The organism is Ensifer sp. Root1252 (assembly GCF_001425885.1).
GTDB classification, from domain to species: Bacteria; Pseudomonadota; Alphaproteobacteria; order Rhizobiales; family Rhizobiaceae; genus Ensifer; species Ensifer canadensis.
The window spans coordinates 92747-116739 of the sequence record NZ_LMDT01000009.1; the positions used below are offsets into that span (position 1 = coordinate 92747).

The 23993-nt window shown below is 62.0% G+C and carries 25 protein-coding genes; 16 read left to right on the forward strand and 9 right to left on the reverse strand.

What is annotated here, in order from left to right; genetic code table 11:
• Nucleotides 1-2: 2 nt before the first annotated feature.
• The 4 genes from ASD02_RS11405 to ASD02_RS11420 all read right to left on the reverse strand — a co-directional run bounded on the left by ASD02_RS11405 (nt 3) and on the right by ASD02_RS11420 (nt 3964).
• Nucleotides 3-1103, reverse strand: a complete 1101-nt coding sequence (locus ASD02_RS11405; protein ID WP_025428175.1) for an ABC transporter ATP-binding protein — start codon at nt 1101-1103, stop codon at nt 3-5.
• The gene (locus ASD02_RS11410) at nt 1100-1891 is read right to left on the reverse strand and encodes an ABC transporter permease (RefSeq protein ID WP_025428176.1); all 792 of its coding nucleotides are present in this window, start codon (nt 1889-1891) and stop codon (nt 1100-1102) included. Before ASD02_RS11410 ends, ASD02_RS11405 begins: the two co-directional genes overlap by 4 nt.
• Nucleotides 1891-2754 carry an ABC transporter permease gene (locus ASD02_RS11415; protein WP_057220861.1) on the reverse strand — a complete coding sequence of 288 codons (864 nt, stop codon included), beginning with the start codon at nt 2752-2754 and terminating at the stop codon, nt 1891-1893. The genes ASD02_RS11410 and ASD02_RS11415 overlap by 1 nt, the downstream gene beginning before the upstream one ends.
• A 112-nt stretch (nt 2755-2866) precedes the next feature.
• On the reverse strand, nt 2867-3964 hold the full coding sequence (locus ASD02_RS11420) for an extracellular solute-binding protein (protein ID WP_107028053.1): 1098 nt from the start codon (nt 3962-3964) through the stop codon (nt 2867-2869).
• Nucleotides 3965-4077: 113 nt separating this feature from the next.
• Between ASD02_RS11420 and ASD02_RS11425 the strand changes: the two genes are divergently transcribed.
• Both ASD02_RS11425 and ASD02_RS11430 read left to right on the forward strand, forming a co-directional pair.
• Nucleotides 4078-4695, forward strand: a complete 618-nt coding sequence (locus ASD02_RS11425) for a TetR/AcrR family transcriptional regulator (RefSeq protein ID WP_025428179.1) — start codon at nt 4078-4080, stop codon at nt 4693-4695.
• Between the two features lie 46 nt (nt 4696-4741).
• Entirely contained in the window at nt 4742-5134 is a 393-nt protein-coding gene (locus ASD02_RS11430) for a nuclear transport factor 2 family protein (protein WP_025428180.1), read from the forward strand.
• 16 nt (nt 5135-5150) lie between these two features.
• On the opposite strand, the gene ASD02_RS39190 is transcribed toward ASD02_RS11430, so the two are convergent.
• The 4 genes from ASD02_RS39190 to ASD02_RS11445 form a co-directional block, all read right to left on the reverse strand.
• Nucleotides 5151-5300, reverse strand: a complete 150-nt coding sequence (locus tag ASD02_RS39190; RefSeq protein ID WP_025428181.1) for a hypothetical protein — start codon at nt 5298-5300, stop codon at nt 5151-5153.
• A 133-nt stretch (nt 5301-5433) separates the two neighbouring features.
• A complete protein-coding gene (locus ASD02_RS11435; RefSeq protein WP_057206544.1) occupies nt 5434-6348 on the reverse strand; it encodes a transglutaminase family protein in 915 nt (304 codons plus the stop codon).
• A 379-nt stretch (nt 6349-6727) separates the two neighbouring features.
• Nucleotides 6728-8041, reverse strand: coding sequence for an FAD-binding oxidoreductase (locus ASD02_RS11440; protein ID WP_025428183.1), 1314 nt, complete (start codon nt 8039-8041; stop codon nt 6728-6730).
• Complete coding sequence (locus tag ASD02_RS11445) at nt 8038-9405, reverse strand: glutamine synthetase family protein (RefSeq protein WP_025428184.1); 1368 nt, start codon at nt 9403-9405, stop codon at nt 8038-8040. Before ASD02_RS11445 ends, ASD02_RS11440 begins: the two co-directional genes overlap by 4 nt.
• A gap of 122 nt (nt 9406-9527) precedes the next feature.
• Here ASD02_RS11445 and ASD02_RS11450 point away from each other — a divergent pair, with 122 nt between their 5' ends.
• The 3 genes from ASD02_RS11450 (at nt 9528) to ASD02_RS11460 (ending at nt 12431) form a co-directional block, all read left to right on the forward strand.
• The gene (locus ASD02_RS11450; RefSeq protein ID WP_025428185.1) at nt 9528-10220 is read left to right on the forward strand and encodes a GntR family transcriptional regulator; all 693 of its coding nucleotides are present in this window, start codon (nt 9528-9530) and stop codon (nt 10218-10220) included.
• Nucleotides 10221-10412: 192 nt separating this feature from the next.
• Nucleotides 10413-11099, forward strand: coding sequence for an XRE family transcriptional regulator (locus ASD02_RS11455; RefSeq protein ID WP_198956869.1), 687 nt, complete (start codon nt 10413-10415; stop codon nt 11097-11099).
• 228 nt (nt 11100-11327) lie between these two features.
• Entirely contained in the window at nt 11328-12431 is a 1104-nt protein-coding gene (locus ASD02_RS11460; RefSeq protein ID WP_038576383.1) for an aminopeptidase P family protein, read from the forward strand.
• Nucleotides 12432-12599: 168 nt separating this feature from the next.
• On the opposite strand, the gene ASD02_RS38165 is transcribed toward ASD02_RS11460, so the two are convergent.
• Nucleotides 12600-12854 carry a hypothetical protein gene (locus ASD02_RS38165; protein WP_025428188.1) on the reverse strand — a complete coding sequence of 85 codons (255 nt, stop codon included), beginning with the start codon at nt 12852-12854 and terminating at the stop codon, nt 12600-12602.
• Between the two features lie 145 nt (nt 12855-12999).
• On the opposite strand from ASD02_RS38165, the gene ASD02_RS11470 reads away from it, so the two are divergent.
• The 11 genes from ASD02_RS11470 to ASD02_RS11520 all read left to right on the forward strand — a co-directional run bounded on the left by ASD02_RS11470 (nt 13000) and on the right by ASD02_RS11520 (nt 23989).
• Entirely contained in the window at nt 13000-13716 is a 717-nt protein-coding gene (locus ASD02_RS11470; RefSeq protein WP_025428189.1) for a FadR/GntR family transcriptional regulator, read from the forward strand.
• Nucleotides 13713-14885 (forward strand): PLP-dependent transferase, encoded by a 1173-nt coding sequence (locus ASD02_RS11475; RefSeq protein WP_025428190.1) that lies wholly within the window; start codon nt 13713-13715, stop codon nt 14883-14885. Before ASD02_RS11470 ends, ASD02_RS11475 begins: the two co-directional genes overlap by 4 nt.
• Before the next feature lie 67 nt (nt 14886-14952).
• Nucleotides 14953-16212, forward strand: coding sequence for a sugar ABC transporter substrate-binding protein (locus tag ASD02_RS11480; protein ID WP_025428191.1), 1260 nt, complete (start codon nt 14953-14955; stop codon nt 16210-16212).
• Nucleotides 16213-16312: 100 nt separating this feature from the next.
• The gene (locus ASD02_RS11485; protein ID WP_025428192.1) at nt 16313-17245 is read left to right on the forward strand and encodes a sugar ABC transporter permease; all 933 of its coding nucleotides are present in this window, start codon (nt 16313-16315) and stop codon (nt 17243-17245) included.
• Between the two features lie 4 nt (nt 17246-17249).
• Complete coding sequence (locus ASD02_RS11490; protein WP_025428193.1) at nt 17250-18083, forward strand: carbohydrate ABC transporter permease; 834 nt, start codon at nt 17250-17252, stop codon at nt 18081-18083.
• 10 nt (nt 18084-18093) lie between these two features.
• Nucleotides 18094-19161, forward strand: coding sequence for a sn-glycerol-3-phosphate ABC transporter ATP-binding protein UgpC (gene ugpC / locus ASD02_RS11495; RefSeq protein WP_025428194.1), 1068 nt, complete (start codon nt 18094-18096; stop codon nt 19159-19161).
• A gap of 214 nt (nt 19162-19375) precedes the next feature.
• Nucleotides 19376-19762 (forward strand): cytochrome c family protein, encoded by a 387-nt coding sequence (locus tag ASD02_RS11500; RefSeq protein ID WP_025428195.1) that lies wholly within the window; start codon nt 19376-19378, stop codon nt 19760-19762.
• 140 nt (nt 19763-19902) lie between these two features.
• Entirely contained in the window at nt 19903-20745 is an 843-nt protein-coding gene (locus ASD02_RS11505) for a cytochrome c oxidase subunit II (RefSeq protein ID WP_025428196.1), read from the forward strand.
• 32 nt (nt 20746-20777) lie between these two features.
• The gene (ctaD, locus tag ASD02_RS11510) at nt 20778-22556 is read left to right on the forward strand and encodes a cytochrome c oxidase subunit I (protein WP_025428197.1); all 1779 of its coding nucleotides are present in this window, start codon (nt 20778-20780) and stop codon (nt 22554-22556) included.
• The gene (locus tag ASD02_RS11515) at nt 22553-23257 is read left to right on the forward strand and encodes a cytochrome c oxidase subunit 3 (protein ID WP_025428198.1); all 705 of its coding nucleotides are present in this window, start codon (nt 22553-22555) and stop codon (nt 23255-23257) included. Before ctaD ends, ASD02_RS11515 begins: the two co-directional genes overlap by 4 nt.
• A gap of 9 nt (nt 23258-23266) precedes the next feature.
• Nucleotides 23267-23989 (forward strand): heme-copper oxidase subunit III family protein, encoded by a 723-nt coding sequence (locus tag ASD02_RS11520; RefSeq protein WP_025428199.1) that lies wholly within the window; start codon nt 23267-23269, stop codon nt 23987-23989.
• Nucleotides 23990-23993: the final 4 nt, after the last annotated feature.

The following is a 23993-nucleotide window of genomic DNA, read 5'->3' on the forward strand; positions in this document are numbered from 1 at the left end:
TGCTACAGGGTTCCGCTTGCCGCCGGCAAGGCTACGACGTCGGCAGCCCGCACCGCAAGGGGGACGATCTCGCCGTCGCGCACGTCGGAGGATTGCGGCAGATGCGCCACCAACGCATCGCCGTCGGTTGCGCAAGGCTTGAGGTGGCAACGGTAGTGCGTACCGAAGAAGGCGCTGCCGGCGACCCGCGCATCGCCGAGCGCGAACATCGGACCGTCCGATTTGTCGTTCCCGCGAAAATGCTCCGGCCGAATGGTGAGCGTGATCGCGTCGCCGGCCCTGGGCGCTCTCGCAGTAAAATTGGCGGCGGGAAGCGCCAAGTTGCCGAGCGAGGTTTCAACCTCGGCCGACGAAGCGTCGGCGGCCTTGATCCGGCCGGGAACAAAATTGACCTCGCCCATGAAGCCCGCCGAAAACAGCGATCGTGGCCGCATATAGATCTGCGATGGCGGACCGAAATCCTCGATTCGCCCCTGGTTCATGACGACGATCCGGTCGGCGATCGCCATCGCCTCTTCCTGGTCGTGGGTCACATGCACGAAGGTGGTGCCGACCCGCTTCTGGATCGCCTTCAGCTCATCCTGCATCTGGCGGCGAAGCTTCAGGTCCAGAGCGCCCAAGGGTTCGTCAAGCAGCAGCACTTCGGGATCGACGGCAAGCGCGCGGGCAAGTGCAACGCGCTGACGCTGGCCGCCGGAAAGCTCGTGCGGCCGTTTGCCGGCGGACGCCTTGAGACCGACGAGGTCGAGGAAGCCGAGCGCCTTTTCGTCCCGCTCGGCCTTGCCGAGACCGCGCATCCGGAGCCCGAAGCCGACATTGTCGACGAGCCGCATATGCGGGAAGAGCGCATAGTCCTGAAACATCGTCGTGGTCGGGCGTTTGGCCGGCGTGACGAAGGTCATGTCGCGATCGCCGATGACGACGCGCCCGGAGCTTGGCGACAGGAACCCGCCGAGAATGGAAAGAAGCGTGGTCTTGCCGCAGCCCGAGGGCCCAAGCAGCACGATGAACTCCCCTGCCCGGATGTCGAGCGAGACCCTGTCCAGCGCCGTGAAGTGGCCGAACGTCTTGCTGACGTTTTCGATCGAGACGGGAGCGGTCATTGTTTCTTCGTCCTTCCGAACAGGGAAAACTCGAGGATCAGCAGCAGCGCCACCGAGGCGAGAAAGACCAGCGAGCCGATCGCATTGGTCTTGGGATTGAGGCCAGAGCGCAGCATGCTCCAGATCTCGACGGGCAGGGTCACGTCGAAACGCGACAGCAGGAAGGCGATGATGAACTCGTCCCAGCTGAAGGTCACCGACAGGAAGAAGGCGGCGAGGATCGAAGGCATCAGCATCGGCGCGGTCACCAGCGCCATGACCTTGAAATCATTGGCGCCAAGATCGCGCGCCGCCCGCTCGATGTTGATCTGGTGGTCACCCATCGCGGCATAGATGATCGCAAAGCAGAGCGGCAGGTTGATCACCACGTGACCGATGCCGACCGTCAACAACGAGAGCGGCATGTGCAGCGCATTGAGAAGCGCCAGCAGTCCGAGCGCGATGATCAGATAGCTGACCGTCATCGGCGCGATCAGCAGGCCCCTTTGCAAGGCCGAGCCCGGCAGCCTGTAGCGCGCCAGCGAATAGGCGGCGAGAAAGCCGAGCACGCAGGAGACCAAGGACGAGGAGATGGCGACCAGCATCGAATTGCCGAGTGCTGCCATCAGCTTGCGGTCGACGAAAACAGCCTCGTACCATTGGGTGGAAAAGCCGTTGAACGGCGGCACCGGCAGGCGCCCGTCCTGGAAGGAAAACAGCACGAGCACCGCGACCGGAAGGAAGATGAAGGCGTAGACGAGAGCGAGATAGGCCCAGGACACACCGCCAATGAAAATTCTGCGCAGCATCAGGCCCTCTCGATCTTCAGCCAACGGGCACACAGCACATAGGCGACGGTGACGGCCAGCATGAGGATGATCGACAGCGCCGCTGCCATCGGGAAATCGGCGCGCCGGCCGAGCTGCAGCATGATGATCTGCGGCAGCACCAGCTCGTTGTTGCCGCCGAGGATCTGCGGCGTGACATAGTCGCCAATGCAGAGCACGAAGGTGAGAAATGCGCCGGTCATGATGCCGGGCAAAGTCAACGGCAGCACCACATGCCAGAAGGTCTGGAAGGCGTTGGCGCCAAGGTCGGCGGCCGCGCGGCGATAGTTCGGCGAGAGCTGGATCAGGTTCGAATAGATTGTCAGCGTCAAAAGCATGACGAAGAAGTGGACGAAACCGATCACCGTCGCCATGCGCGTGCTGGCGATCGCGAGCGGCTCGGAGATCAGCCCGACGCCCGTCAGTATCTGATTGATGACGCCGTTTTTCGACAGCACGAGCAACCATGAGTAAGAGCGGACGACATAGGAGGTCCAGAACGGCAGGATCGCCAGGATCAGCGCCATGCGCTGAAACCGTTTCGGCACGCGCTCGGCAATGATCCAGGCGAGCGGGTAGGCAAGCAGCACCGAAAGGACCGTGACGATAACCGTGATTTCGAGCGAATTGACCAGGCCCTGCAACAGCGCGTTCTCGGAGAAGAAGCGCAGATAGTTGTCGAGATTCCAGACGCGGACGATCTCCCGTCCCTCGCGCTTCCAGAGGCTCATCGCCGCCATGAACAGGAAAGGCACAACGAAGAAGGCGAACGTCCACAAAAGTGCCGGCGCAGCAAAACCCCAGGCTTTCCGGCGGTCGGCATCTTCGAGAGTTGTCGCGGTCATGAAAGCTCCAGATCTGAGCGCCCACCAGACAAGGATGGTGGCCGCAGTTCACCGTCCCACCGGACGGTGGGGCGGCGATCGGCTGCAGGATTGGCGAACGCCGTTCGGGGCGTTACTGCTGCAGCATTTCCGTCCAGGCATCCTGGAACTGCTGATCCAGTTCGGTGGACGGGATCGGATAGAGCTGCGTCTTCTTCAGGTATTCGGCCTGCTCGTTGAACCGCAGCGCCGCCTTCTGCTGGTCTGTCAGGTGCTCGCCGGCCTTGCTGTTTGCCGGCATCGCCCAGTAGCAGGAGGATGTCGCAAGCCGTGCCTGGCCTTCGGGGCTGACGATGTACTGCACGAATTTCAGCGCCAGATCCTGCTTGGTCGAATCCTTCATCACGCCAATCGACTGCGCCCAGCGCACCGCCCCCTGCTCCGGGATCGTCCAGTCGAGATTGGGCTTGTCGGCCGACAGCACCGCGGTGATCCACTCGCCGCCACCGACCAGGATATCGACCTCGCCGGTTGCCAGCGCCGTCTGGGAGGACACGACATCGCTGACCTGCTTGGAAACCGCACGCATTGCCGCCAGCTTTTCCTTGATCGCCGGCATGTCCGCCTCGGTTAGCTCTGCGGTCTTCTTGCCGAGCCCGAGACCGACGAGGCCGATCATCGGCAGGTAGTAGTCGTAGAGCGCGATGCGCCCCTTGTACTTGTCCGACCAGATCACCGAGAGATCCTGCATGTCCTTCGGATCGACCTTGGACTTGTCGTAGGAGATGGTGTTGTAGCCGAACTTTTCCGTGACGGCATAAGTCTTGCCGTCCTTGGTGTTGTTGGCCTCCATCCGGACTTCGGGGAAGAGGTCTGATGTCGGCAAGGCATCGGCCGGCATTTCGGCGAGCAGATCGAGATCGATGGCGCGGTGAACATCGACGCCGTCGATGACGAGGACGTCCCAGTCGCCCGGACGGGACTGGTCGAGGATCGAGAGCGCGGCACCGGTGCCTTCATAGACCTTCAGGTTGACCTTGACGTCGTTGGCCTTTTCGAACGGCTCGACCAGGGCCGGATCCGTGTGGTCGCACCAGACGAGCGCATTGAGTTCTTCGGTCGCGAAAGCCGGTGCCGGAACCGAGACAAGCGAAGCGGCGACGATCGCGCCTGCAGCGACCGAGGAGAAAAATCGGCGCAGGTGCGCGCCGTCATGAACTGACTGCATCATGCTGTTGCCCTCTTGTTTGACGCTCGTTTCGGCGTCTTCAAAAAAAGATTGAATGAATTCATTTTTTAAGTCAATCTCAAATTTGAAGACATTCAGAATTCAAGGAAATCCACATGACAGGGTTGCGCGCACGGCAGAAAGCCGACCGGAACAGACGTATCCTGGACGCCGCCGCTCAGTTGTTTCGCGAGGTCGGCTACGACAGCGCCCGCATCGAGGACATCGCCGAACGGGCCGAAGTGTCGGTCGGCACCTTCTACAATTACTATGAAAACAAGGGCGACATCCTGGTCGCCACGGTGTCGATGGAAGTGGAGGAAGTTCTCGCCGCCGGGCGCACCATCGTCGACAATCCCCCCTCCTCCGTCGAAGGCGCGCTGGAGGCCCTGATCGGTCAATATTACGATCACTCGCTCGTCTATCTCAGCAAGGAGATGTGGCGCACTGCGATGGCGATTTCGATCCAGCAGCCGGAGAGCCCCTTCAGCAAGCGCTATACCGAGCTCGACCGCCGGCTTTGCGACCAGGTGTCGACGCTCATCCACAAGCTGCAGGTGAAGGGCCTCGTCGCCCCCGGAACCGACATTCGCGCCGTCGGCGAGATGCTGTTCAACAATCTCAATCTAATGTTCATCGAATTCGCGAAGCACGAGGCGATGCCGCTCGATGAGCTCAAGGCGCGTGTCAGCAGACAGAACCGGCCGCTCGCAACGCTGATCGCGGCGCCATGATCCAACCCGGACAATGAAGCCAACTCTCACAATAAAGAGCGTATCGATGCAAGACTTGGAACAGTCGGTGCTTGCCGCCGCCGATCGGCTCGTCGCAGCCTTTGCCCGCCATGATGCCGCCGCCTACTTTTCAGCCTTCGCGCCGAATGCGACCTTCATCTTCCACAATCTCGATCGACCCCTGCGCAGCCGGGCAGAATATGAGGCGGAATGGGCGTTGTGGGAGACCCGCGACAGCTTCCGCGTCCGAGGCTGCCAGTCCAGCGATCGGCATGTGCAAATGATCGGCAACGTTGCCGTCTTCACGCATGGCGTTCGAACCGAACTTGAGATCGGCGGTGAAGCACTGACGTCGCAGGAAAGAGAAACGATCGTGTTTGAACGGGATGGGGCCGGAACCTGGCTGGCGGTCCACGAGCATCTGTCGCGCGCCGGATAGCAGTCCCGAAACGCGTTTAGAGGGCACCGATGACGACGGCGGAAACGAAGCAGAAGGCAGCGACAAAGGCGATCGCGTGCGGAAACAGGGTGATGGGTGAGCGGCGCGGCGGGGCTGCAGCGTAGGACGCATATCGGGACTGGATTGTCGGCTTCGCAGCGTTCATCGCGTCTCTCCGTCGTTCAGGCCGGGAACTTGGCCGTTAATAGCCATGTTCTCCGATATTCTCGATTGAGTTTATAGATATTAATTTCTCGATTCCACCCCAAAAGTAAAAAATCGTCCGCCAGGCGGCGCCTTCAGTGGCGATCACGGTCGCGTTCCTGCACATGTCGCGACCAGCTTTCGCTGAACCATGGCGTCAAAAGCGACACATTGGCATCGCGATGAGAGCGGGTGAGACCGCCATCGGCTTCGACGCAGGTCCAAACCGTAAACCCCGTCAGCTCGTGTTTTCCAAAGGTCTGGATCAGCGGAATGTCAGCGGCGTCGCGGCCCCGGGCAACGGCAATGCGCCCCGCACGGCGCGCATTGTTCTTGGCGTCGAACGTGTACCAGCGATCGCCGAGAAAGACATCGAACCAGGCATTGAAGTCCATCGGCGCCACTCTGTTCTCGGTTTCAAGGTCGGCCATGTAGCCGTTGACGTAGCGCGCCGGCATGTTCATGCAGCGGCAAAATGCGATGGCAAGGTGCGCATAGTCACGGCTGACGCCGAGGCGATCCTCGTGGGCTTCGAGCGCCGTGCGCATCGCCTGGGCGTAGCCGTAGCTGAACACCAGGCGCGCATGCACATAGTCGCAGATCGCCTGCACCCGCGGCCAACCGGGCGCCACCTCCCCGAAAAGCCTCCAGGCAAGCGCGCCCAGCCGATCGGTTTCGCAATAGCGGCTGGCGGCCAGATAGGGCAGCGTGTTCGGTGGAAGCTTCTCGACGGGCACGGCCTGCGCCTGCGGATCGGAAACGTCAGGCCGGCCGTCGTCTTCGATGACGGCATCATAGCTGAGCTTGAAGTCCCCTTCCGGCGCGATCATGCGCAGGCACGCATTGCGGTGCGGGTCGACAATCTCCTCCATCTTGACGATCGGCGAGGTTACGGGGCCACGTTCGCGCCGGATGTCAGGGCGCTTTTCGCTGGCGACGGAAAGATAAGTCATCATCGGTGTCGGCTGGGGGCAGCGGATGCCGATCTCATAGCCAAAGCGCACGAACATCTCCAACCTCCCTCGTTCGGCAGGAATGTTTCGCGAACCCTTTTGTTCCCGGGATCGACGGTGAAATGGCGCTACCGTCGCCAATTGTGAACTCACGCAAAGAGAAACACCCGGCCGCTTCGATCCGGGTACGAATGGAGGGCACACGAACCACGGCGAGGCGCCGTAGCGCACCCCTTAGTCGCCCCAGAACGACGGCACTTGGCGGCATTCCTGCCCGTCTTCCTGCCCGGTCGATTTTATGCCCGAACGCGGCAGGCGACAACCGCATTCGGCGAGCCGTCCGGCGCCGCAGGAACACGGCACCGCCGGGTTTTCCGGCTTTTCAGACGGGTCGCATTGCCGTGCGGAAAGGTGGCCCGAGTGGTGCGTTCCCGCCCTACCAGCCAACGACATCCTTGAACGAATACCACCAGGAGCCGATCGTCGAATACTGCGCACGGAACATTCGCCCGCCCGGGAACGGGTACCAGGGCAGTTTCTCGAACATGTCGAAGCGCGTTGCGTCACCGTCGATCGCCTCGGCAAGCGTGCGCCCGAAAAGATGCGATCCCGTCACGCCATGGCCGCTATAGCCGTGAGCGAAATAGATATTGGCACCGATGCGGCCCATCTGCGGCACGCGGGTAAACGAGAGCGCGAAGTTGCCGCTCCAGGCATAGTCGATCTTCACGCCTTTCAGCTTCGGGAAGACCTTTTCCAGATTGGGCTTGAGCTTGGCCACGACGTCCGCCGGGTCGGTGCCGCCATAGACCGTACCGCCGCCGAAGATCATGCGCTTGTCCGCCGACAGTCTGAAATAATCGAGGATGTATCGCACGTCCTCGACGCACATGTCGCTGGGGATCAGCGAATGGGCGAGCTCCTCGCCGAGCGGCGCGGTGGTGATCATCTGGGTGGAAACAGGCATCACGCGCGAGACGAGCTTCGGCACCGCATCGCCGAGATAGGCATTGCCGCAGAGAACAACGATCCGCGCCGTGACTTCGCCACCGGCGGTATAGACCGTCGGCCTTGCCGCCTCATGGTCGACCCGCGTGACCGGTGACTGTTCGTAGATCGTGCCGCCAAGGCTTTCCAAGGCGCGCGCTTCGCCGAGCACCAGATTGAGCGGATGCATGTGGCCGCCCGTCGTATCCAGCATGCCGCCGCAATAGGCGTCGGAATTCACCAGCTTGCTGAGCGCGTCGCGGTCGAGAAGCTGATGATCGTCCATGCCGTACTTGCGCCAGAGCGCCTGCTTGGCTTCCAGTTCCTTCATGTGCGCCGGGGTGTAGGCCGCATAGATGTTGCCCGGCTTCAGATTGCAGTCGATCTGATACTGGCTGACGAGCCGGCGGATGATCTTGCCGCCCTCCTGCACCAGCCCGCCGACGAAGCGGGCTGCGTCCTCGCCGTAGCGGCGCTGGATGGTCGCAAGGCTGGCGTTGAGACCGTTGACGACCTGGCCGCCATTGCGCCCCGATGCGCCCCAGCCGACCTGCGCGCCCTCGACGACGACGACCTTGTAGCCTTTCTCGGCGAGATGGATTGCCGTCGACAGACCGGAATAGCCGGCGCCGACGACACAGACATCCGTCTCGACGCGCCCTTTGAGCGAAACCGGCGTGCGGATGATGTTGCGGGAGGAGGCGTAGTAGCTCGTGGGATAGCTGCCGTCGCCGGCATAGGATTTTTGGTTTCTCGACATCACACGATTTCCAGGTAAGCGCTGAATTCATAGTCCGTCACCTGCTCGGCAAAGCCGGCGATCTCCTGCCTCTTGCAGGCGATCAGCATCGAGCGCAGCGTCGGATCGAAGATCTCGGCGGCAATCGGCCCTGCCTCGAAGGCATCGACCGCCTGCCCCCAATCGGCGGGAATTTTGGGCAGTTTCTCCGCCGTATAGGCCCGGCCCGTCACCGGCGCCGAGGGTTTCCATTTGTTGCGGATACCGACGAGAGCCGCGCCGAGGATCGCGGCGATGACGAGATAGGGGTTAGCGTCAGCGCCGGCCACCCGGTGCTCGATGCGGCGCGCTGCCGGATTGCCGCCGGGGATGCGGATCGCCGATGTCCGGTTTTCATAGCCCCAGCACACGGCCGTCGGCGCGTGCGTATCCGGCCGCAGTCGACGGTAGGAATTGAAATGCGGCGCAAACATAAGCGTCGTTTCCGGCATGCCGCGCAAAAGGCCCGCGACGGCATTCTTGAGGACCGCCGACCCTTCGTCGCTGCCGTCGTTGAAGACATTGTTGCCATCAGCGTCGAGCAGGCTGAAATGGATGTGCATGCCGTTGCCCGAGCGGGTGCCATAGGGCTTGGCCATGAAGGTCGCCGCCAGCCCGTGCTTGCGGGCGACGCCCTTGACGATGCGCTTGAAGAAGATCGCGTCATCAGCCGCCTTCAAGGGATCGTCGGTGTGCAGCAGGTTGATCTCGAACTGGCCGATGCCATTCTCGGCGATCGCCGCATCCGCCGGCACGTTCTGGCGGGCACATTCCTTGTAGACGTCGGAGAAGAACTCGCCGAAATCGTCGAGTTCGTCGATCGACAGGATCGCATCGGAATCGAGCCGCTTGCCGGTATAGGGCGAAATCGGAGGCACGGCGCTGTCGGGCTCAGGGTCGATCAGATAGAATTCCATTTCGGTCGCGACCACGGGGCGCAACCCCAACTCCTGATACTCGCGTACGATCGCCGCCAGCGCCTGGCGCGGATCGGCGAGGAACGGCTTGCCGTCCTCGAGCAGCAGCCACAGCGGCACCAGAGCACTTGGCCGCGAGGTCCAGTTGACCGGCAACGCGCCGCGCCCGGTAACGGCGCAGATACCGTCCCTATCGCCGCTAGCAAACACCTGCTCGCTGTTGATGATGTCTTCGCCCCAGACGTCGACGCCGACGATCGACAGCGGCATGCGGATGCCGCCCCCCAGCACCTTGGAGGCCTGCTCCACGGGTACACGCTTGCCGCGCATGATACCGTTCAGGTCGCAGACCACGGCCTGGATGCTTTCGATAGGGCCGTTCTGCTCCAGCCAGGCCTTGAAGGCGCTCGGGTCTTCCGCGTCGAGGGACATATCGCAAATCTCATTTTGTGATCACATTTGCAGAAAGTTGACATAATTTAGAAGTTGGAGTCAACCTCGACGGATGTTATCAGCCCGCGATCATTCCCGCGTGGCAGAAGGAGCCTGCTGATTTGAAGACCCCATCGCTGCCTCTTCTCGACCGGCCAGAGGGCATGACCACGCATGACTATGCCTTTGCCAGGCTTCGCCAGGCGATCATGGTCGGCAGCTTCCGCCCCGGCACTTCGGTCACGATCAGGGGGCTTGCCGAAGCGCTGGAGAGCAGCCCGACGCCGGTGCGCGAGGCCCTGCGGCAGCTCACTTCCATCGGCGCTCTGCAATTCCTTGAAAACCGCCGCATCGTCGTGCCGCGCATCACGCCCGCCCGTTTCGAAGAGCTGATATCGCTTCGCATCGCGCTCGAGAGCCATGCCGCGCGCCGAGCCGTCGCCCATCTTTCGGAGCGGCAGATCGAACGAATCTCAGCGATCGACGACAGCATCGAGGACGAAATCCAACGCGGCGACCAGGTGGCGGCGCTGATCGCCAACCAGGCCTTCCACCGGACGATCTACACCGCCAATCCGGACCAGATCGTCATGCCGCTGATCGAAAGCGTCTGGCTGCAACTGGGTCCGATCCTCGGCATCGCCATGGAGCATGTGAGCGAACTCTATGTCGTCGACCGCCATCGCGAGGCGATCGACGCCTTGCGCCGCCGCGACGAGGATGCCGTTGCCGATGCCATTGCAGCCGATATTCGCGAGGGTATCGGCGGCTTCGACCAGCAGGCCGTCGCGCGCCTGCTGAAGCTTGCAGCCTGACATTAAACCAACGCCATCAACTGAAATTTTAGTGTGGCTAAAATTTTCATTGACAAGCCGCGATCGCCGCAGCAAAGTTCAGGAAATACAAGTGCATAGCCCTGAAATCCTAGCGATTTCCGGGCGTGTATGTCTGTACCCACGCAGGAGATCTTCCCTTGGGGGAGGATGTGGGATGAGGGGGATTTCACAGTGGATTCGCAGTCTCGGCCGGGTGATCCGGCATCGGAGCTTCCTTCGCTCGGCGATCGGCTGCGCGAGCGGCGCAAGGCCCTGAAGCTGACGCTCAAGGAAGTTGCCGATCGGGCCGATTTCTCTGTGGGCTTCATCTCCCAGATCGAGCGCGGCATCACCGTGCCGTCGCTGACGTCGCTGGTCGCGGTCTGTCGGGTGCTGAAGGTCGAGGTCGGGACATTCCTCAATTCGCCGAGGGTGGCAACGCCATTTACCCGCCACGATCAGCGCCGCGCCTATGCGCTCGCTGGGTCGCCCGACAACAACATATCCTATGAACGCCTGTCGGCTTCCTTTCCCGGCAGCGTTCTGCGCAGCACCGTGGTGCACACACCGCCCGGCCACCGCAGCGAAGCCATGACCCACGAGGGCGAAGAGATGTTCTTCGTTCTCCAGGGCGCACTGACGATCGAGATTGATGGCGAAGAGACGGTGCTGGAAACGGGCGATTCCGCACATTTCCTGTCGGGTCTGACCCACCTCACCTGGAACCACACCAGCGAACCGACGGTGATCCTGCACACCTGCACGATGGATGTCTTCGGCGACGCGCAGGCAATGGAGACGCCGGAAGGCGCATTCGCGGTAACACGCGCCGAGGACCGTCGCAGTGCCTCGGCAAGCCCCGGCAAGGGCGCCGGATAGGATCGCCCTACAGCGCCGCGCGTCTAATTAGACGCGTAAAGGTCGCTGTAGCGCTTTGAATTGCTGCATGCGCAAACGCGTCAGCAATTGCGCCCATCAGATCACCAGCCTTTCGTCTGGACGCCTGCGTCTAGCGACCGCCGCGCGTCGATCGACGCCCGAACACGAGAGCGACGCGCGGCCCCTCACCTCACCCACAACCCTGCCGGAACCAGAACTGGAAACGCCATGAAAGAACAGACGAAAGCACGCCTTGCCGCCCTGCGGACCAAGATGAACGAAACCGGCAGCGGGCTGGTGGCACTCGCCCCCGGATCGCACATGGATTGGTTGATCGGCTATCATCCGCATCCCGACGAACGCCCCTGCCTGCTGCTGATCGGCCCGCAGAAGGAAGCCTTCCTGATGCCGGCGCTCAATGCCGAGGGCACCCGCGAACATACGGATATCGATTTCTACAACTGGTCCGATGCCGAAGGACCAGTTGAGGCTCTGACTTTGGCGCTTGCCGGGATCGGCGCGGAAAAGCCCGGCCGCGTGGTGATCGACGAGACCATGCGCGCCGATTTCGCGCTGCTGCTCATCGACAATCTGCCCGAGGACACTGCCCGCGACTTTACACCTGAGACGCTCGGTGCCCTGCGCATGCGCAAGGACAGGAGCGAATACGAGCTGCTGAAGATGAATGCCGGCATCGCCGATCGCGCCATGCAGGCGGCCTTCGCCAAGATCCGCCCCGGCATGACCGAGAAGGAACTGGCCGCAGAAATCCGCTCGCACTTCTTATCCGAAGGTGCGGCACCGGCCTTCTGGATTGTCGGCGCCGGCGGCAACGGCGCTTTCCCACATCATTCCGCCAGCGAACGGGTCATTGCCGAAGGCGACGCCGTCGTTATCGACATCGGCGGCCGCAAGCAGGGCTTCCCGAGCGACATCACCCGCATGGCGATCGTCGGCCGCGCACCGGAAGGTTACGGCCAGATCCACACGATCGTCGAGCGGGCCGTTCAGGCAGCGCTCAAGGCGGCTCGTCCAGGCGTTCTCGCCAAGACCGTGGACGATGCAGCACGCAAGGTGATCGCGGACGCCGGCTACGGCGAATATTTCGTCCACCGCACAGGTCACGGCATGGGCATCGACGGCCACGAGCCACCCTACATCACGGCAACGTCGGAAACGGTTCTGGAGGAAGGCATGGTCTTCTCGATCGAACCCGGCATCTACCTGCCCGGTCGCTTCGGCATCCGGCTCGAGGATATCGTCATCCTGCGCGCGGACGGGCCGGAAGTGCTGTCGTCGCTGCCGCGCGACGCCCATATCGCGCAAATCTGATACGGAATTTTGGGGCGCCCTCGGGCGCCACTTTTCTTTGTCCCTGCCACACACTGGCCGCTACAGCGCCGCGCGTCTTATTAGACGCGCAAAGGTCGCTGTAGCACTTTGAATTACTGCATGTTTTTATCCTTAAATCGAATACGGTTTAAGGAAACATGCAGTAGGCTATTGCGCGTAAGTCTTCTTGCGGCCGTCGGATTTGCCGCTGGCAGGCTGGTTCTGCGGCCGTTGCTGATAGACCGGTTCCCGCCTCCACTCTGGCGGCCAGATCCAGAGATAGCTGCCATAGGGCGCGCGCTTGATGCCCTGGTAATACTCGCCCTTGCCCGTGCGCATCTGCGCCTCGGCACCGCTCGTAGCAGTGCCGGCAGCGATTGCGATCGCCGCCAGGGCCACGAGCAGACGTCCTGTTTTCTTCATCTTCGAACTCCTTGCTTCGCCATATCACTCCGTGCGGAGTGCCGGGTCAACCGACGCGTGTTTATAAGTTCCTGCTTGACGACTTCCCGTGCCTTGGTCATATTGATCAGATGTCAGACCAATTTGGCGCCGAGGGGGAGGCTGAATGACTGAACAAGCAAGAGCAGCGCTTCTGCCACTGCCGCCCGCCGACCGGGCGCAACAGGTCATTGCCGCGCTCGCCGATTACATCCAACAATCTGGCCTGAAAGCCGGCGATCGCCTACCGGCGGAGCGCGAACTGATGATGGCGCTTGCCGTCGGGCGCTCGACCGTGCGCGAAGTCATCCGCCATTTCCAGGCGCTCGGCGTCGTCGAAGCGCGCAAGGGCAGCGGCACCTATCTGCTGCGCGCCATCTCGGCCGGCACCGTGCATATGCCGCTGACGCTCGACGCCGGGCATCTTCGCGACGTGCTTTTGATGACGCTCGAGGTCCGCCGCGGCATTGAAGTCGAAGCCAATATGGTCGCAGCGCGCCGACGCACCGACGCAGACCTTGAGATCATCGAAGTGAAGCTCAATGAGATGGAGCGGGTGCACATCGCCAAGGGCACCTCAGGCCCGGAAGACCTCGCCTTCCACCTGGCGATATACGACGCCACCCACAATCCCTTGTTCCGGCAGTTGCTCGAACAGATGCGGGAAGCCTTCGAACGCTTCTGGGAAGAGCCCTTCGACCGTTCGGATTTCGCCCGCCGTTCCTTCCCATTCCACCGCACCCTCTTCAACGCGATCGCGGCAAAGGATCCCGATACCGCGCGCGAAGAAACGCTGAAAATCCTCGCAATCGTCGAGGAAGACATCAAGGAAATGTCCAAATGAACAACGGCTTCGATCCGTTCGACCACGCCTCTTTGATCGTCGCGCACGACGAGGGCAATGCCTTTGACGCCGTCGTGCCGCCGATCGTCCAGACCTCGCTGTTCACCTTCAAGGACTATGACGACATGGTCGCGACCTACAAGGGCGAACGCGTGCGGCCGATCTACACCCGCGGCCTCAACCCGACGGTGCGCATGTTCGAGGAGATGCTGGCGAAACTGGAAGGGGCAGAGGACGCGATCGGCTTTGCCAGCGGCATGGCGGCAATCTCCTCCACCGTGATGTCCTTCGTCGAGCCCGGCGACCGCATCGTCGCCGTCAACCATGTCTATCCCGACGCTTTCCGGCTCTTCGGCACCCATCTGAAGCGCATGAAGGTCGAGGTGACCTATGTCGACGGCCGCGATGAGGAGGCCGTCGCCAGGGCTCTGCCCGGCGCCAAGCTCTTCTACATGGAAAGCCCGACAAGCTGGGTCATGGACACCCATGACGTGGCAGCACTGGCAAAACTCGCAAAACAGCAGGGCATCCTCACCGCCATCGACAACAGCTGGGCGAGCCCGATCTTCCAGCAGCCGATTTCGCTCGGCGTCGATCTGGTCATCCATTCGGCCTCGAAATATCTCGGCGGGCACAGCGACGTGGTCGCAGGCGTCGTCGCCGGCTCGAAGGACCTGATTGGCCGCATCCGTTCGGAAGCCTACCCCTATCTCGGCGGCAAGCTCTCGCCCTTCGATGCCTGGCTCCTGATCCGCGGTCTTCGCACCCTGCCGATCCGCATGAAGGCGCACGAGCGTTCGGCGCTGACGGTAGCGCAGCGCCTGCAGGCCCATCCGCTGGTCGAGACCGTCTGCCATCCCGGCCTTGGCAACACCTTGCCGCCGGGCCTGTCCGGCACATCGGGTCTCTTCTCTTTCATCTTCCGCGACGGCGTCGATGTCAGACGCTTCGCCGACCACCTCGACCTGTTCAAGCTCGGCGTTTCCTGGGGCGGACACGAAAGCCTGATCGTGCCGGGCGAAGTCGTGCTGTCACAGAAAGCCCAGCCCAATTCCGCGGCCGCCTTCGGCATCTCACCGCGGTCCGTACGGCTCCATGTCGGCCTGGAGGGAACGGAGGCCCTCTGGAGCGATCTTGAAGCGGCGATGTCTGCCGCTTCGTCAGGCTGACAGGAGCGGGATGCCGCATCCCGCTCATTGCATGTGGATCAACCATCAAAAAACAAAGGGAACAAAAATGAGGAAACTGATTACCGCCACTCTGCTTGCCACCCTGATGGCAGGAAGTGCACTGGCCGATACCAAGCTGAAGCTGGTCGAGGTCATCACCAGCCCCGAGCGCACCGAAACGCTGAAATCGATCGTCGCCAAGTTTGAAGCCGCAAATCCGGGCACCACGGTCGAGATCATCTCACTGCCCTGGGGCGAAGCCTTCCAGAAGTTCGCGACCATGGTTTCGGCCGGCGAGCTGCCCGACGTGATGGAAATGCCCGACACCTGGCTTTCGCTCTATGCCAACAACGGCATGCTTGAAAGCCTCGAGCCCTATCTCGAAAAGTGGGAGCACACGCCGGGCCTGACCGAGCGTACGCTCGAGCTCGGCCGCGACATCAAGAACACCGCCTACATGCTGCCCTACGGCTTCTATCTGCGCGCCATGTTCTACAACAAGAAGCTCTTGTCGGAGGCCGGCGTCAGCGAACCGCCGAAGACCATGGACGATTTCGTCAAGGCATCGGAAGCCGTCTCCAAGCTGCCGGGCAAATCCGGCTACTGCCTGCGCGGCGGTCCTGGTGGCCTCAACGGCTGGGTGATGTTCGGCGCGACCATGGCCGGCAGCAACAAATTCTTCAATGAGGACGGCACGTCGACCATGAACAGCGAAGGCTGGGTCAACGGTCTCACCTGGGTGATCGACCTCTACAAGAAGGGGCTGGCGCCGAAGGACAGCGTCAACTGGGGCTTCAACGAAATCGTCGCCGGCTTCTATAGCGGCACCTGCGCCTTCCTCGACCAGGACCCGGACGCGCTGATCGCCATTGCCGAGCGGATGAAGTCGGAAGATTTCGGCGTCACCACCATGCCGAAGGGACCGAGCGGCAAGGCCTTCACCACCATCGGCTTTGCCGGCTGGTCGATGCTTGCGGCGAGCCAGAACAAGGACCTCTCCTGGAAGCTGATCGAAACGCTCGAAGGGCCCGAAGGCAACATCGAGTGGAACAAGCGCACCGGTGCCTTGCCCGTCCACAAGGCGGCGGAAAAGGATCCGTTCTATGCGAGCCCGCAGTTCAAGGGCTGGTTCGACGAGCTTGCCGACAAGGACGTCGTTTTGACGGTCATGCCGACCTACCTCGAAGAATTCGCCTTCTTCAAGGATTCGCTGGCGATCAAGACGACGCAGGAAGCCCTACTCGGCGACATCACGCCGACGGATCTCGCCAACCAGTGGGCCGAGTACCTCACCAAGGCGCAGCAGAAGCACCTCGCCAAGAAGTGAGCCTTCGACCGGCGGCGGACCTCACCGCCGCCGGTCACTCGATATGTTGAGAACAGGGCACGCCAAAAAACCGGCGGCCGCACAGGGGAAATTTCGACCGATGGCCTATGCCGCCCGCCATGACGGCCTGCCCGCACGCCGGCCGCTGATGAAGCGTATCACCGATGGTGCTGCGCCCTATCTCTATAGCGCGCCGGCGCTGATCCTGATCGTCACCGTCATGCTGGTGCCGTTGGCGCTCGGCGTCTCCTACGCCTTCCGCGATATTCAGCTGCTCAATCCATTCTCCGGCGCCTTCATCGGCCTCGACCACTTCCGGGCGCTGTCGCAGGACCAGGCTTTCTACCGGGCGCTGCGCAACACGCTGTGGTGGACGGGCGCCTCGGTCTTCCTGCAGTTTTTCCTCGGGCTGATCCTCGCTTTGCTGCTCGACAAGCCGTTTTACGGCCGAGGCCTGGCGCAGGCGCTCGTCTTCCTGCCCTGGGCGGTGCCGAGCTTCCTGGCCGGTCTCAACTGGTCCTGGCTGTTCAATCCGGTCGTCGGACCGTTGCCACACTGGTTCTACGCGCTCGGCATCATGAGCGAGCCGTCCAACATCCTTTCCGATCCGCATCTGGCGATGTGGGGGCCGATCATCGCCAATGTCTGGTGGGGCATCCCGTTCTTCGCCATCACCCTGCTTGCCGCCCTCCAGGCGATCCCGCGTGATCTCTATGAAGCCGCCAGCATCGACGGCGCCGGCCCGGTGCAGCGGTTCCTGTCGATCACCCTGCCCTTCCTGGCGCCGACGATCGCCATCACCATTCTCCTGCGCACCGTTTGGATCTCGAATTTCGCCGACCTGATCATCGTCATGACCAATGGCGGTCCGGCCGATCGCACCCAGATCGTCGCCAGCTACATCTTCACCCAGGCCTTCAAGCGGCTCGACTTCGGCTACGCTTCGGCGATCGCGCTGGTGCTTCTGGCACTGCTGCTCGCCTACTCCATGCTGATTGTCATCCTGCGCCAATGGCTGCTGAGCAAGGATTGAGACCATGCGCGCCAAACCCATCCTTCTCGTAGCCGCACATCGACTGGCGATCCTCGCCTATATCGCCTTCGCGCTCTTCCCGCTCTACTGGCTGCTGAAGGTCGCAGTCACGCCCAACGACCTGCTCTACTCCGAAGGCATTCGGATGTGGCCTTCGCGCGCCAGCCTCGAGCATTTCGATTTCGTGCTGCGCCACAGCGCCTTCCCGGTGTTCTTCAAAAACAGCCTGATCGTTTCGGGCTCGACGGCGATCATCGTCACCATCCTTGCCTCGCTCTCGGGATACGCGCTGTCGCGCTTCAACTTCCGCGGAAAGTACTGGCTGGTGGCGCTGATGCTGCTGACGCAGATGTTCCCGCTCGTCATGCTCGTCGCACCGATCTTCAAGATCCTGTCGCCGCTCGGCCTCACCAACAGCCTGACCGGCCTCGTCATCGTCTACACCGCTTTCAACGTGCCGTTTGCCACCTTCCTGATGCAGTCCTTCTTCGACGGTATTCCGAAGGATCTCGAAGAGGCGGCGATGATCGACGGCGCAACCCAGTTCGTGGCCTTCCGCCAGATCATCCTGCCGCTGACGCTTCCGGGCATTGCCGCAACCCTCGGCTTCGTCTTCACCGCTGCCTGGAGCGAGCTTCTGTTTTCGCTGATGCTGATCTCGGGCAACGACCAGGCGACTTTTCCGGTCGGGCTGCTGTCCTTCGTGTCGAAATTCTCGGTCGACTTCGGCCAGATGATGGCCGCCGGCGTGCTGGCGCTGATCCCGGCCTGCCTCTTCTTCCTGCTCATTCAACGCTATCTCGTCCAGGGCCTGACGGCCGGCGCGGTCAAAGGCTGAGGATACCACCATGGCTTCCATCGATATCGCCAACATCCGTAAATCCTACGGCATCCACCCGGTCCTGCACGATGTGGACCTGAAGATCGGCGACGGCGAATTCGTCGTGCTGGTCGGCCCGTCCGGCTGCGGCAAGTCCACCCTGCTGCGCATGATCGCCGGCCTTGAAAGCGTGACGTCAGGCGAAATCCGCATCGCCGGAAAACGCGTCAACGAACTGGCCCCGAAGGACCGCGACATCGCCATGGTGTTCCAGTCCTATGCGCTCTATCCGCATATGTCGGTCGCCAACAACATGAGCTACAGCCTAAGGCTCCGGAAGACGGCCAAGGAAAAGATCGCCAGCGTCGTCTCCGGTGCTGCGTCGAAGCTCGGTCTCGACCCGCTGCTCGAGCGTCGCCCGCGCGCCCTTTCCGGCGGCCAGCGCCAGCGCGTCGCCATGGGCCGCGCCATCGTGCGCGAACCCAAGGCCTTTCTCTTCGACGAGCCGCTGTCAAACCTCGACGCGCGCCTGCGCGAACAGATGCGCGCCGAGATCAAGAAGCTGCACAAGGATCTGGGCGCCACCTCGATCTACGTCACCCACGACCAGATCGAGGCGATGACACTTGCCGACCGGATCGTCGCCATGAACGGCGGTTTCGTGCAGCAGGTCGGCAGCCCGCTCGATCTCTACGACCGTCCGGCAAACCTCTTCGTTGCCGGCTTCATCGGCTCGCCCGGCATGAACTTCTTCGAAGGCACCTACCGAAACGGCGAAGCGCCACGTTTCGAGACTGCGGGCGGCGTAACCATTCCGGCGCAAGTGCATGCGGAACTGATTGACGGGGCCAGCACGACGCTCGGCATTCGGCCGGAACATGTCGAGCTCGGCACCACGGCGCCGGATGCGCTGAAGGCAACGGTCGACCTGGTCGAACCAACCGGCTTCGGCATCATCCTGCATTTGTCCTTCGGCAAGGCCAGCTTCAAGGCCTTTACCAACGACCGCACTTTCCTCAATGCAGCCGGCGAAATCCCGGTACGACTGCCGCCCGAGCGACTGCATTTCTTCGACGCCGCCGGCAATCGGGTCTGATTGCCGCGCCGGCCGTAGCGGCTGGCGGAAAGTGACGCGGCGCGAGCGATATCGCCCAAGACCGGAGATTGACATCTTCCGGACGAGGCGTACCGTCATGCCGTCGCAAGTATCAACCGCCCGTGGCGCCCAATTGAGAGAAGCAAGTACCGCCAATACGATGAATTGACGATAGCCTTCCTTGCCCCGCGCCCGGCGATATTGAGGAAGTGTCATGCGAAATTTTGTTGTTGCCCTTGCCTTTTCGACAACGCTGCTCTGTCCCGTCGCCGCCCTCGCGCAAGAGGGCGATGCGGGGGCCGGCGCGACCGTCTTCAAGAAATGCGCCATCTGTCATGTCGCCGACAGCGACACCAACAAGGTCGGTCCTTCGCTCAATCATGTGCTGGGCAGAACAGCCGGCACGCATCCGGACTTCAAGTATTCGCCGGCGATGATCGATGCCGGCAAGGGTGGGCTTGTCTGGGACGAGGCGACGCTGCGCGATTATCTCCACAATCCGAAGGCGAAAGTGAAGGGCACAAAGATGGTCTTTCCCGGCCTGAAGGACGAAGGCGATATCTCCAACCTGCTCGCCTATCTCAAGCAATATTCGCAGTAGACGAAATGGGTTGAGTTGCCGGCAGGCGCTCAACCGAACGGTCAATTGCGAGTATTTTCCGTTCGTGCAATAATTGCATTTAGAACTCTACGGATTGCGTATTCATGCCCACAGCCGCGAGCGGCGAGGAGGGACAAGAAATGGCCGTGGTGGTTATTCTGGTTTTGCTGGCCGCCGGATCGGTGTTGTTCCATTTGTTGAGCCCATGGTGGTGGACGCCGATCGCGTCCAACTGGAACTACATAGACAATACACTCATCATCACCTTCTGGATCACCGGCGTCGTCTTCGTCGCCGTCGTCCTGTTCATGGCCTACTGCGTCCTGCGTTTTCGGCACCGCCCGGGAAACAAGGCGGCCTATGAACCTGAGAACAAGAAGCTCGAAAGCTGGCTTGCCGCCGGCACGACGCTCGGCGTCGCCGCCATGCTGACGCCTGGCCTGTTCGTCTGGCATCAGTTCGTCACCGTTCCCGACGGTGCTAGCGAGGTCGAAATCGTCGGCCAACAATGGTTGTGGAGCTACCGCCTGCCCGGCGTCGACGGCAAGCTCGGCACCTCCGAGACACGCGACGTCTCGCCGGAAAATTCGCTTGGCCTCAACCGCAACGACACGGCCGCCCTGGATGACGTCGTCATAGAAGGCGGCGAGCTGCACCTCGAGATCGGCAAGCCGGTCAAGGTGCTGCTGCGCTCCGTCGATGTGCTGCATGATTTCTACGTGCCGGAGTTCCGCGCCAAGATGGACATGGTGCCCGGCATGGTGACCTATTTCTGGCTGACCCCCACGCGCACCGGCACCTTCGAAGTGCTCTGCGCGGAGCTCTGCGGCGTCGGCCACCCGCAGATGCGCGGTACCGTCGTCGTCGACAGCGCGGAGGACTATCAGACCTGGCTCGCGAGCCAGCAGACCTTTTCGCAGTTGATGGCAGCAGCGCAGACGAAGGAAACGGCACAGGCAGAAAATGCCGCCCCGGCGCGGTAGGAGGCGCCCCGACGGCAATTGGGAGAGTATAGATGGTCGACATCCGGTCAGGCACAGATGGCGCGCTCGGACACGCCGAGGTGGAGGATGTTGAACTCTACCATCCCCACAGTTGGTGGACGCGCTATGTCTTCAGCCAGGACGCCAAGATCATCGCCGTGCAATATGCCTCGACCGCCATCGCCATCGGCATGGTTGCGTTGGTTCTCTCCTGGCTGATGCGCCTGCAGCTTGGCTTTCCCGGCGCCTTCGCCTTCATCGATGCGGAGCGTTACTACCAGTTCATCACCATGCACGGCATGATCATGGTGATCTACCTGCTGACCGCGCTGTTTCTCGGCGGCTTCGGCAACTACCTGATCCCGCTGATGCTCGGCGCACGCGACATGGTGTTTCCCTACGCCAACATGCTGAGCTACTGGCTCTACCTTCTCGCCGTGCTCGTGCTGGTCGCCAGCTTCTTTGCCCCCGGCGGACCGACCGGCGCCGGCTGGACGCTGTATCCGCCGCAAGCCGTGCTTTCAGGCACACCCGGAGGCAAGGACTGGGGCATCGTGCTGATGCTCTCCTCGCTCATCCTTTTCATCATCGGTTTCACCATGGGCGGGCTCAACTATGTGGTGACGGTGCTCCAGGGCCGCGCACGCGGCATGACGCTGATGCGTATGCCGCTGACGATCTGGGGCATCTTCACCGCGACGGTGATGGCGCTGCTCGCCTTCCCCGCCCTCTTCGTCGCCTGCGTCATGATGATGTTCGACCGGGTGCTCGGCACCAGCTTCTTCATGCCGGCGATCGTCGAAATGGGCGAACAGCTGCAGCATGGCGGTGGCAGCCCGATCCTGTTCCAGCATCTCTTCTGGTTCTTCGGCCACCCCGAAGTCTACATCGTCGCCCTTCCCGCGTTCGGCATCGTCTCCGATCTCATCAGTACCCATGCCCGAAAGAACATCTTCGGCTACCGCATGATGGTCTGGGCGATCGTCATCATCGGCGCGCTTTCCTTCGTCGTCTGGGCGCACCACATGTATGTCAGCGGCATGAACCCCTATTTCGGTTTCTTCTTCGCCACAACCACGCTGATCATTGCCGTGCCGACCGCGCTCAAGGTCTACAACTGGGTGCTGACGCTGTGGCGCGGCGATATCCATCTCAACCTGCCGATGCTGTTTGCGCTCGGTTTCATCGTTACCTTCGTCAATGGCGGGCTGACCGGCCTCTTCCTCGGCAACGTCGTCGTCGACGTGCCGCTTTCCGATACGATGTTCGTCGTTGCCCATTTCCACATGGTCATGGGTGTCGCGCCGATCCTCGTCATCTTCGGCGCCATCTATCACTGGTATCCGAAGGTCACCGGCCGCATGCTCAACGAGGCGATGGGCCAGCTTCATTTCTGGGTCACCTTCGTCGGCGCATACCTCATCTTCTTCCCGATGCACTATCTCGGCCTGATCGGCGTGCCCCGGCGCTACTACGAGATGGGCGAAACCGCCTTTGTCCCGGCCTCGGCCCACACGCTCAACGAGTTCATCACCATCGTTGCGCTCATCGTCGGCGCGGCGCAGATCGTCTTCCTCTTCAATCTCGTCTGGAGCATTCGCCACGGCCGCGAGGCCGGCGGCAATCCATGGCGGGCAACGACGCTCGAATGGCAGACGCCGGAAACGCCGCCACGCCATGGCAACTGGGGCAAGGATCTGCCGGTGGTCTATCGCTGGGCCTATGACTATAGCGTGCCCGGCGCACCGGAGGATTTCATCCCACAGAACCAGCCCGGCCCCGACAACCTGACGCGGGAGACCGCGACATGAGCGTGACACTGATCTTCCTCGCCGTCATCGCGGCGATCGCGGGATGGTGGCTGTCGCAGCAGCGGATGATGTCGAAGCCCTGGCTGGAGGTCGGCCACCACCACGACCCGCGCCCGCAGGGCCGCCACCCGATCGAACCGGCCAAAATTGGCCTCGGCGTCTTTCTCGCCGTCGTCGGCGCGCTGTTCACCCTGTTCATCAGCGCCTACTTCATGCGCATGGCATCGACCGACTGGTGGTCGACGCCGATGCCGACGCTCCTATGGCTGAACACGGCGGTGCTCGCTGCCGGAAGCCTGATGCTTCATGCCGCCAAGGTATCGGCCGAACGCCACCGTGACGAAGCAAGCCGCACGGCGCTCATCGCCGCCCTTACCTTGGGCCTCGGCTTCCTCGTCGGCCAGGTCTTCGCCTGGCGCGAGCTCACCGATGCCGGATACCTCCTCACCGGCAATGCGGCCAACAGCTTCTTCTACATGATCACCGGCATGCACGGCCTGCACATCGTCGGCGGCCTGATCGCGCTTGCCCGCACCATTCTCGCCACGCGCAAGGGGCCGATCGATGAAAGGGCGACCCTGTCAATCACGCTCTGCGCCACCTACTGGCATTTCATGCTCGCTGTCTGGCTCGTGCTGTTTGCGCTGTTTTCCGGCTGGGCCAACGACTTCATCGACCTCTGCCGGCAAATCTTGACCTAGGAGCCGCCCATGTCCGCGCCGACACATGCACCTGTCACAGAGCCCTTGCCCCGGCCTTCGGGTCTCGCCGGCTTTGCCGCCGATTGGGCATCGGATCAGCGCGCCTTCAAGAATGTCTCCTGGGGAAAGGCCATGATGTGGATCTTTCTCCTGAGCGATACCTTCGTCTTCGGCTGCTTCCTCGTCGCCTACATGTCGGCGCGCATGTCGACCGCGGTCCCCTGGCCGAACCCGAGCGAGGTCTTCGCGCTGCATATCGGCGGTTCGGACGTCCCCCTGATCCTGATCGCCATCATGACCTTCGTGCTGATTTCATCGAGCGGCACCATGGCCATGGCGGTCAACTTCGGCTATCGCCACGACCGGCGCAAGACGGCGATCCTGATGATGCTGACGGCACTCTTCGGCGCCACGTTCGTCGGCATGCAGGCCTTCGAATGGACCAAGCTGATCTCCGAAGGCGTTCGGCCCTGGGGCAACCCGTGGGGTGCGCCGCAGTTCGGCTCCACCTTCTTCATGATCACCGGCTTCCACGGAACGCACGTGACGATCGGCGTCATCTTCCTCTTGATCATCGCGCGCAAGGTCTGGCGCGGCGACTTCGAAACCGGCAAGCGCGGCTTTTTCACCAGCCGCAAGGGGCAATACGAGATCGTCGAAATCACCGGCCTTTACTGGCACTTCGTGGACCTCGTCTGGGTCTTCATCTTCGCATTCTTCTATCTCTGGTGAGGAA

What these genes read in the sequence shown, in the direction of transcription:
- ASD02_RS39190 (WP_025428181.1), bottom strand. Translation starts at nt 5,300, where the DNA reads ATGAACGCTGCGAAGCCGACAATCCAGTCCCGATATGCGTCCTACGCT.
- ASD02_RS38165 (WP_025428188.1), bottom strand. Translation starts at nt 12,854, where the DNA reads ATGAAGAAAACAGGACGTCTGCTCGTGGCCCTGGCGGCGATCGCAATC.
- ASD02_RS11425 (WP_025428179.1), top strand. Translation starts at nt 4,078, where the DNA reads ATGACAGGGTTGCGCGCACGGCAGAAAGCCGACCGGAACAGACGTATC.
- ASD02_RS11470 (WP_025428189.1), top strand. Translation starts at nt 13,000, where the DNA reads ATGACTGAACAAGCAAGAGCAGCGCTTCTGCCACTGCCGCCCGCCGAC.
- ASD02_RS11490 (WP_025428193.1), top strand. Translation starts at nt 17,250, where the DNA reads ATGCGCGCCAAACCCATCCTTCTCGTAGCCGCACATCGACTGGCGATC.
- ASD02_RS11480 (WP_025428191.1), top strand. Translation starts at nt 14,953, where the DNA reads ATGAGGAAACTGATTACCGCCACTCTGCTTGCCACCCTGATGGCAGGA.
- ASD02_RS11520 (WP_025428199.1), top strand. Translation starts at nt 23,267, where the DNA reads ATGTCCGCGCCGACACATGCACCTGTCACAGAGCCCTTGCCCCGGCCT.
- ASD02_RS11505 (WP_025428196.1), top strand. Translation starts at nt 19,903, where the DNA reads ATGGCCGTGGTGGTTATTCTGGTTTTGCTGGCCGCCGGATCGGTGTTG.
- ASD02_RS11475 (WP_025428190.1), top strand. Translation starts at nt 13,713, where the DNA reads ATGAACAACGGCTTCGATCCGTTCGACCACGCCTCTTTGATCGTCGCG.
- ASD02_RS11515 (WP_025428198.1), top strand. Translation starts at nt 22,553, where the DNA reads ATGAGCGTGACACTGATCTTCCTCGCCGTCATCGCGGCGATCGCGGGA.
- ASD02_RS11420 (WP_107028053.1), bottom strand. Translation starts at nt 3,964, where the DNA reads ATGATGCAGTCAGTTCATGACGGCGCGCACCTGCGCCGATTTTTCTCC.
- ugpC (WP_025428194.1), top strand. Translation starts at nt 18,094, where the DNA reads ATGGCTTCCATCGATATCGCCAACATCCGTAAATCCTACGGCATCCAC.
- ASD02_RS11485 (WP_025428192.1), top strand. Translation starts at nt 16,313, where the DNA reads ATGGCCTATGCCGCCCGCCATGACGGCCTGCCCGCACGCCGGCCGCTG.
- ASD02_RS11500 (WP_025428195.1), top strand. Translation starts at nt 19,376, where the DNA reads ATGCGAAATTTTGTTGTTGCCCTTGCCTTTTCGACAACGCTGCTCTGT.
- ASD02_RS11435 (WP_057206544.1), bottom strand. Translation starts at nt 6,348, where the DNA reads ATGTTCGTGCGCTTTGGCTATGAGATCGGCATCCGCTGCCCCCAGCCG.
- ASD02_RS11415 (WP_057220861.1), bottom strand. Translation starts at nt 2,754, where the DNA reads ATGACCGCGACAACTCTCGAAGATGCCGACCGCCGGAAAGCCTGGGGT.
- ASD02_RS11430 (WP_025428180.1), top strand. Translation starts at nt 4,742, where the DNA reads ATGCAAGACTTGGAACAGTCGGTGCTTGCCGCCGCCGATCGGCTCGTC.
- ASD02_RS11405 (WP_025428175.1), bottom strand. Translation starts at nt 1,103, where the DNA reads ATGACCGCTCCCGTCTCGATCGAAAACGTCAGCAAGACGTTCGGCCAC.
- ASD02_RS11460 (WP_038576383.1), top strand. Translation starts at nt 11,328, where the DNA reads ATGAAAGAACAGACGAAAGCACGCCTTGCCGCCCTGCGGACCAAGATG.
- ctaD (WP_025428197.1), top strand. Translation starts at nt 20,778, where the DNA reads ATGGTCGACATCCGGTCAGGCACAGATGGCGCGCTCGGACACGCCGAG.
- ASD02_RS11445 (WP_025428184.1), bottom strand. Translation starts at nt 9,405, where the DNA reads ATGTCCCTCGACGCGGAAGACCCGAGCGCCTTCAAGGCCTGGCTGGAG.
- ASD02_RS11410 (WP_025428176.1), bottom strand. Translation starts at nt 1,891, where the DNA reads ATGCTGCGCAGAATTTTCATTGGCGGTGTGTCCTGGGCCTATCTCGCT.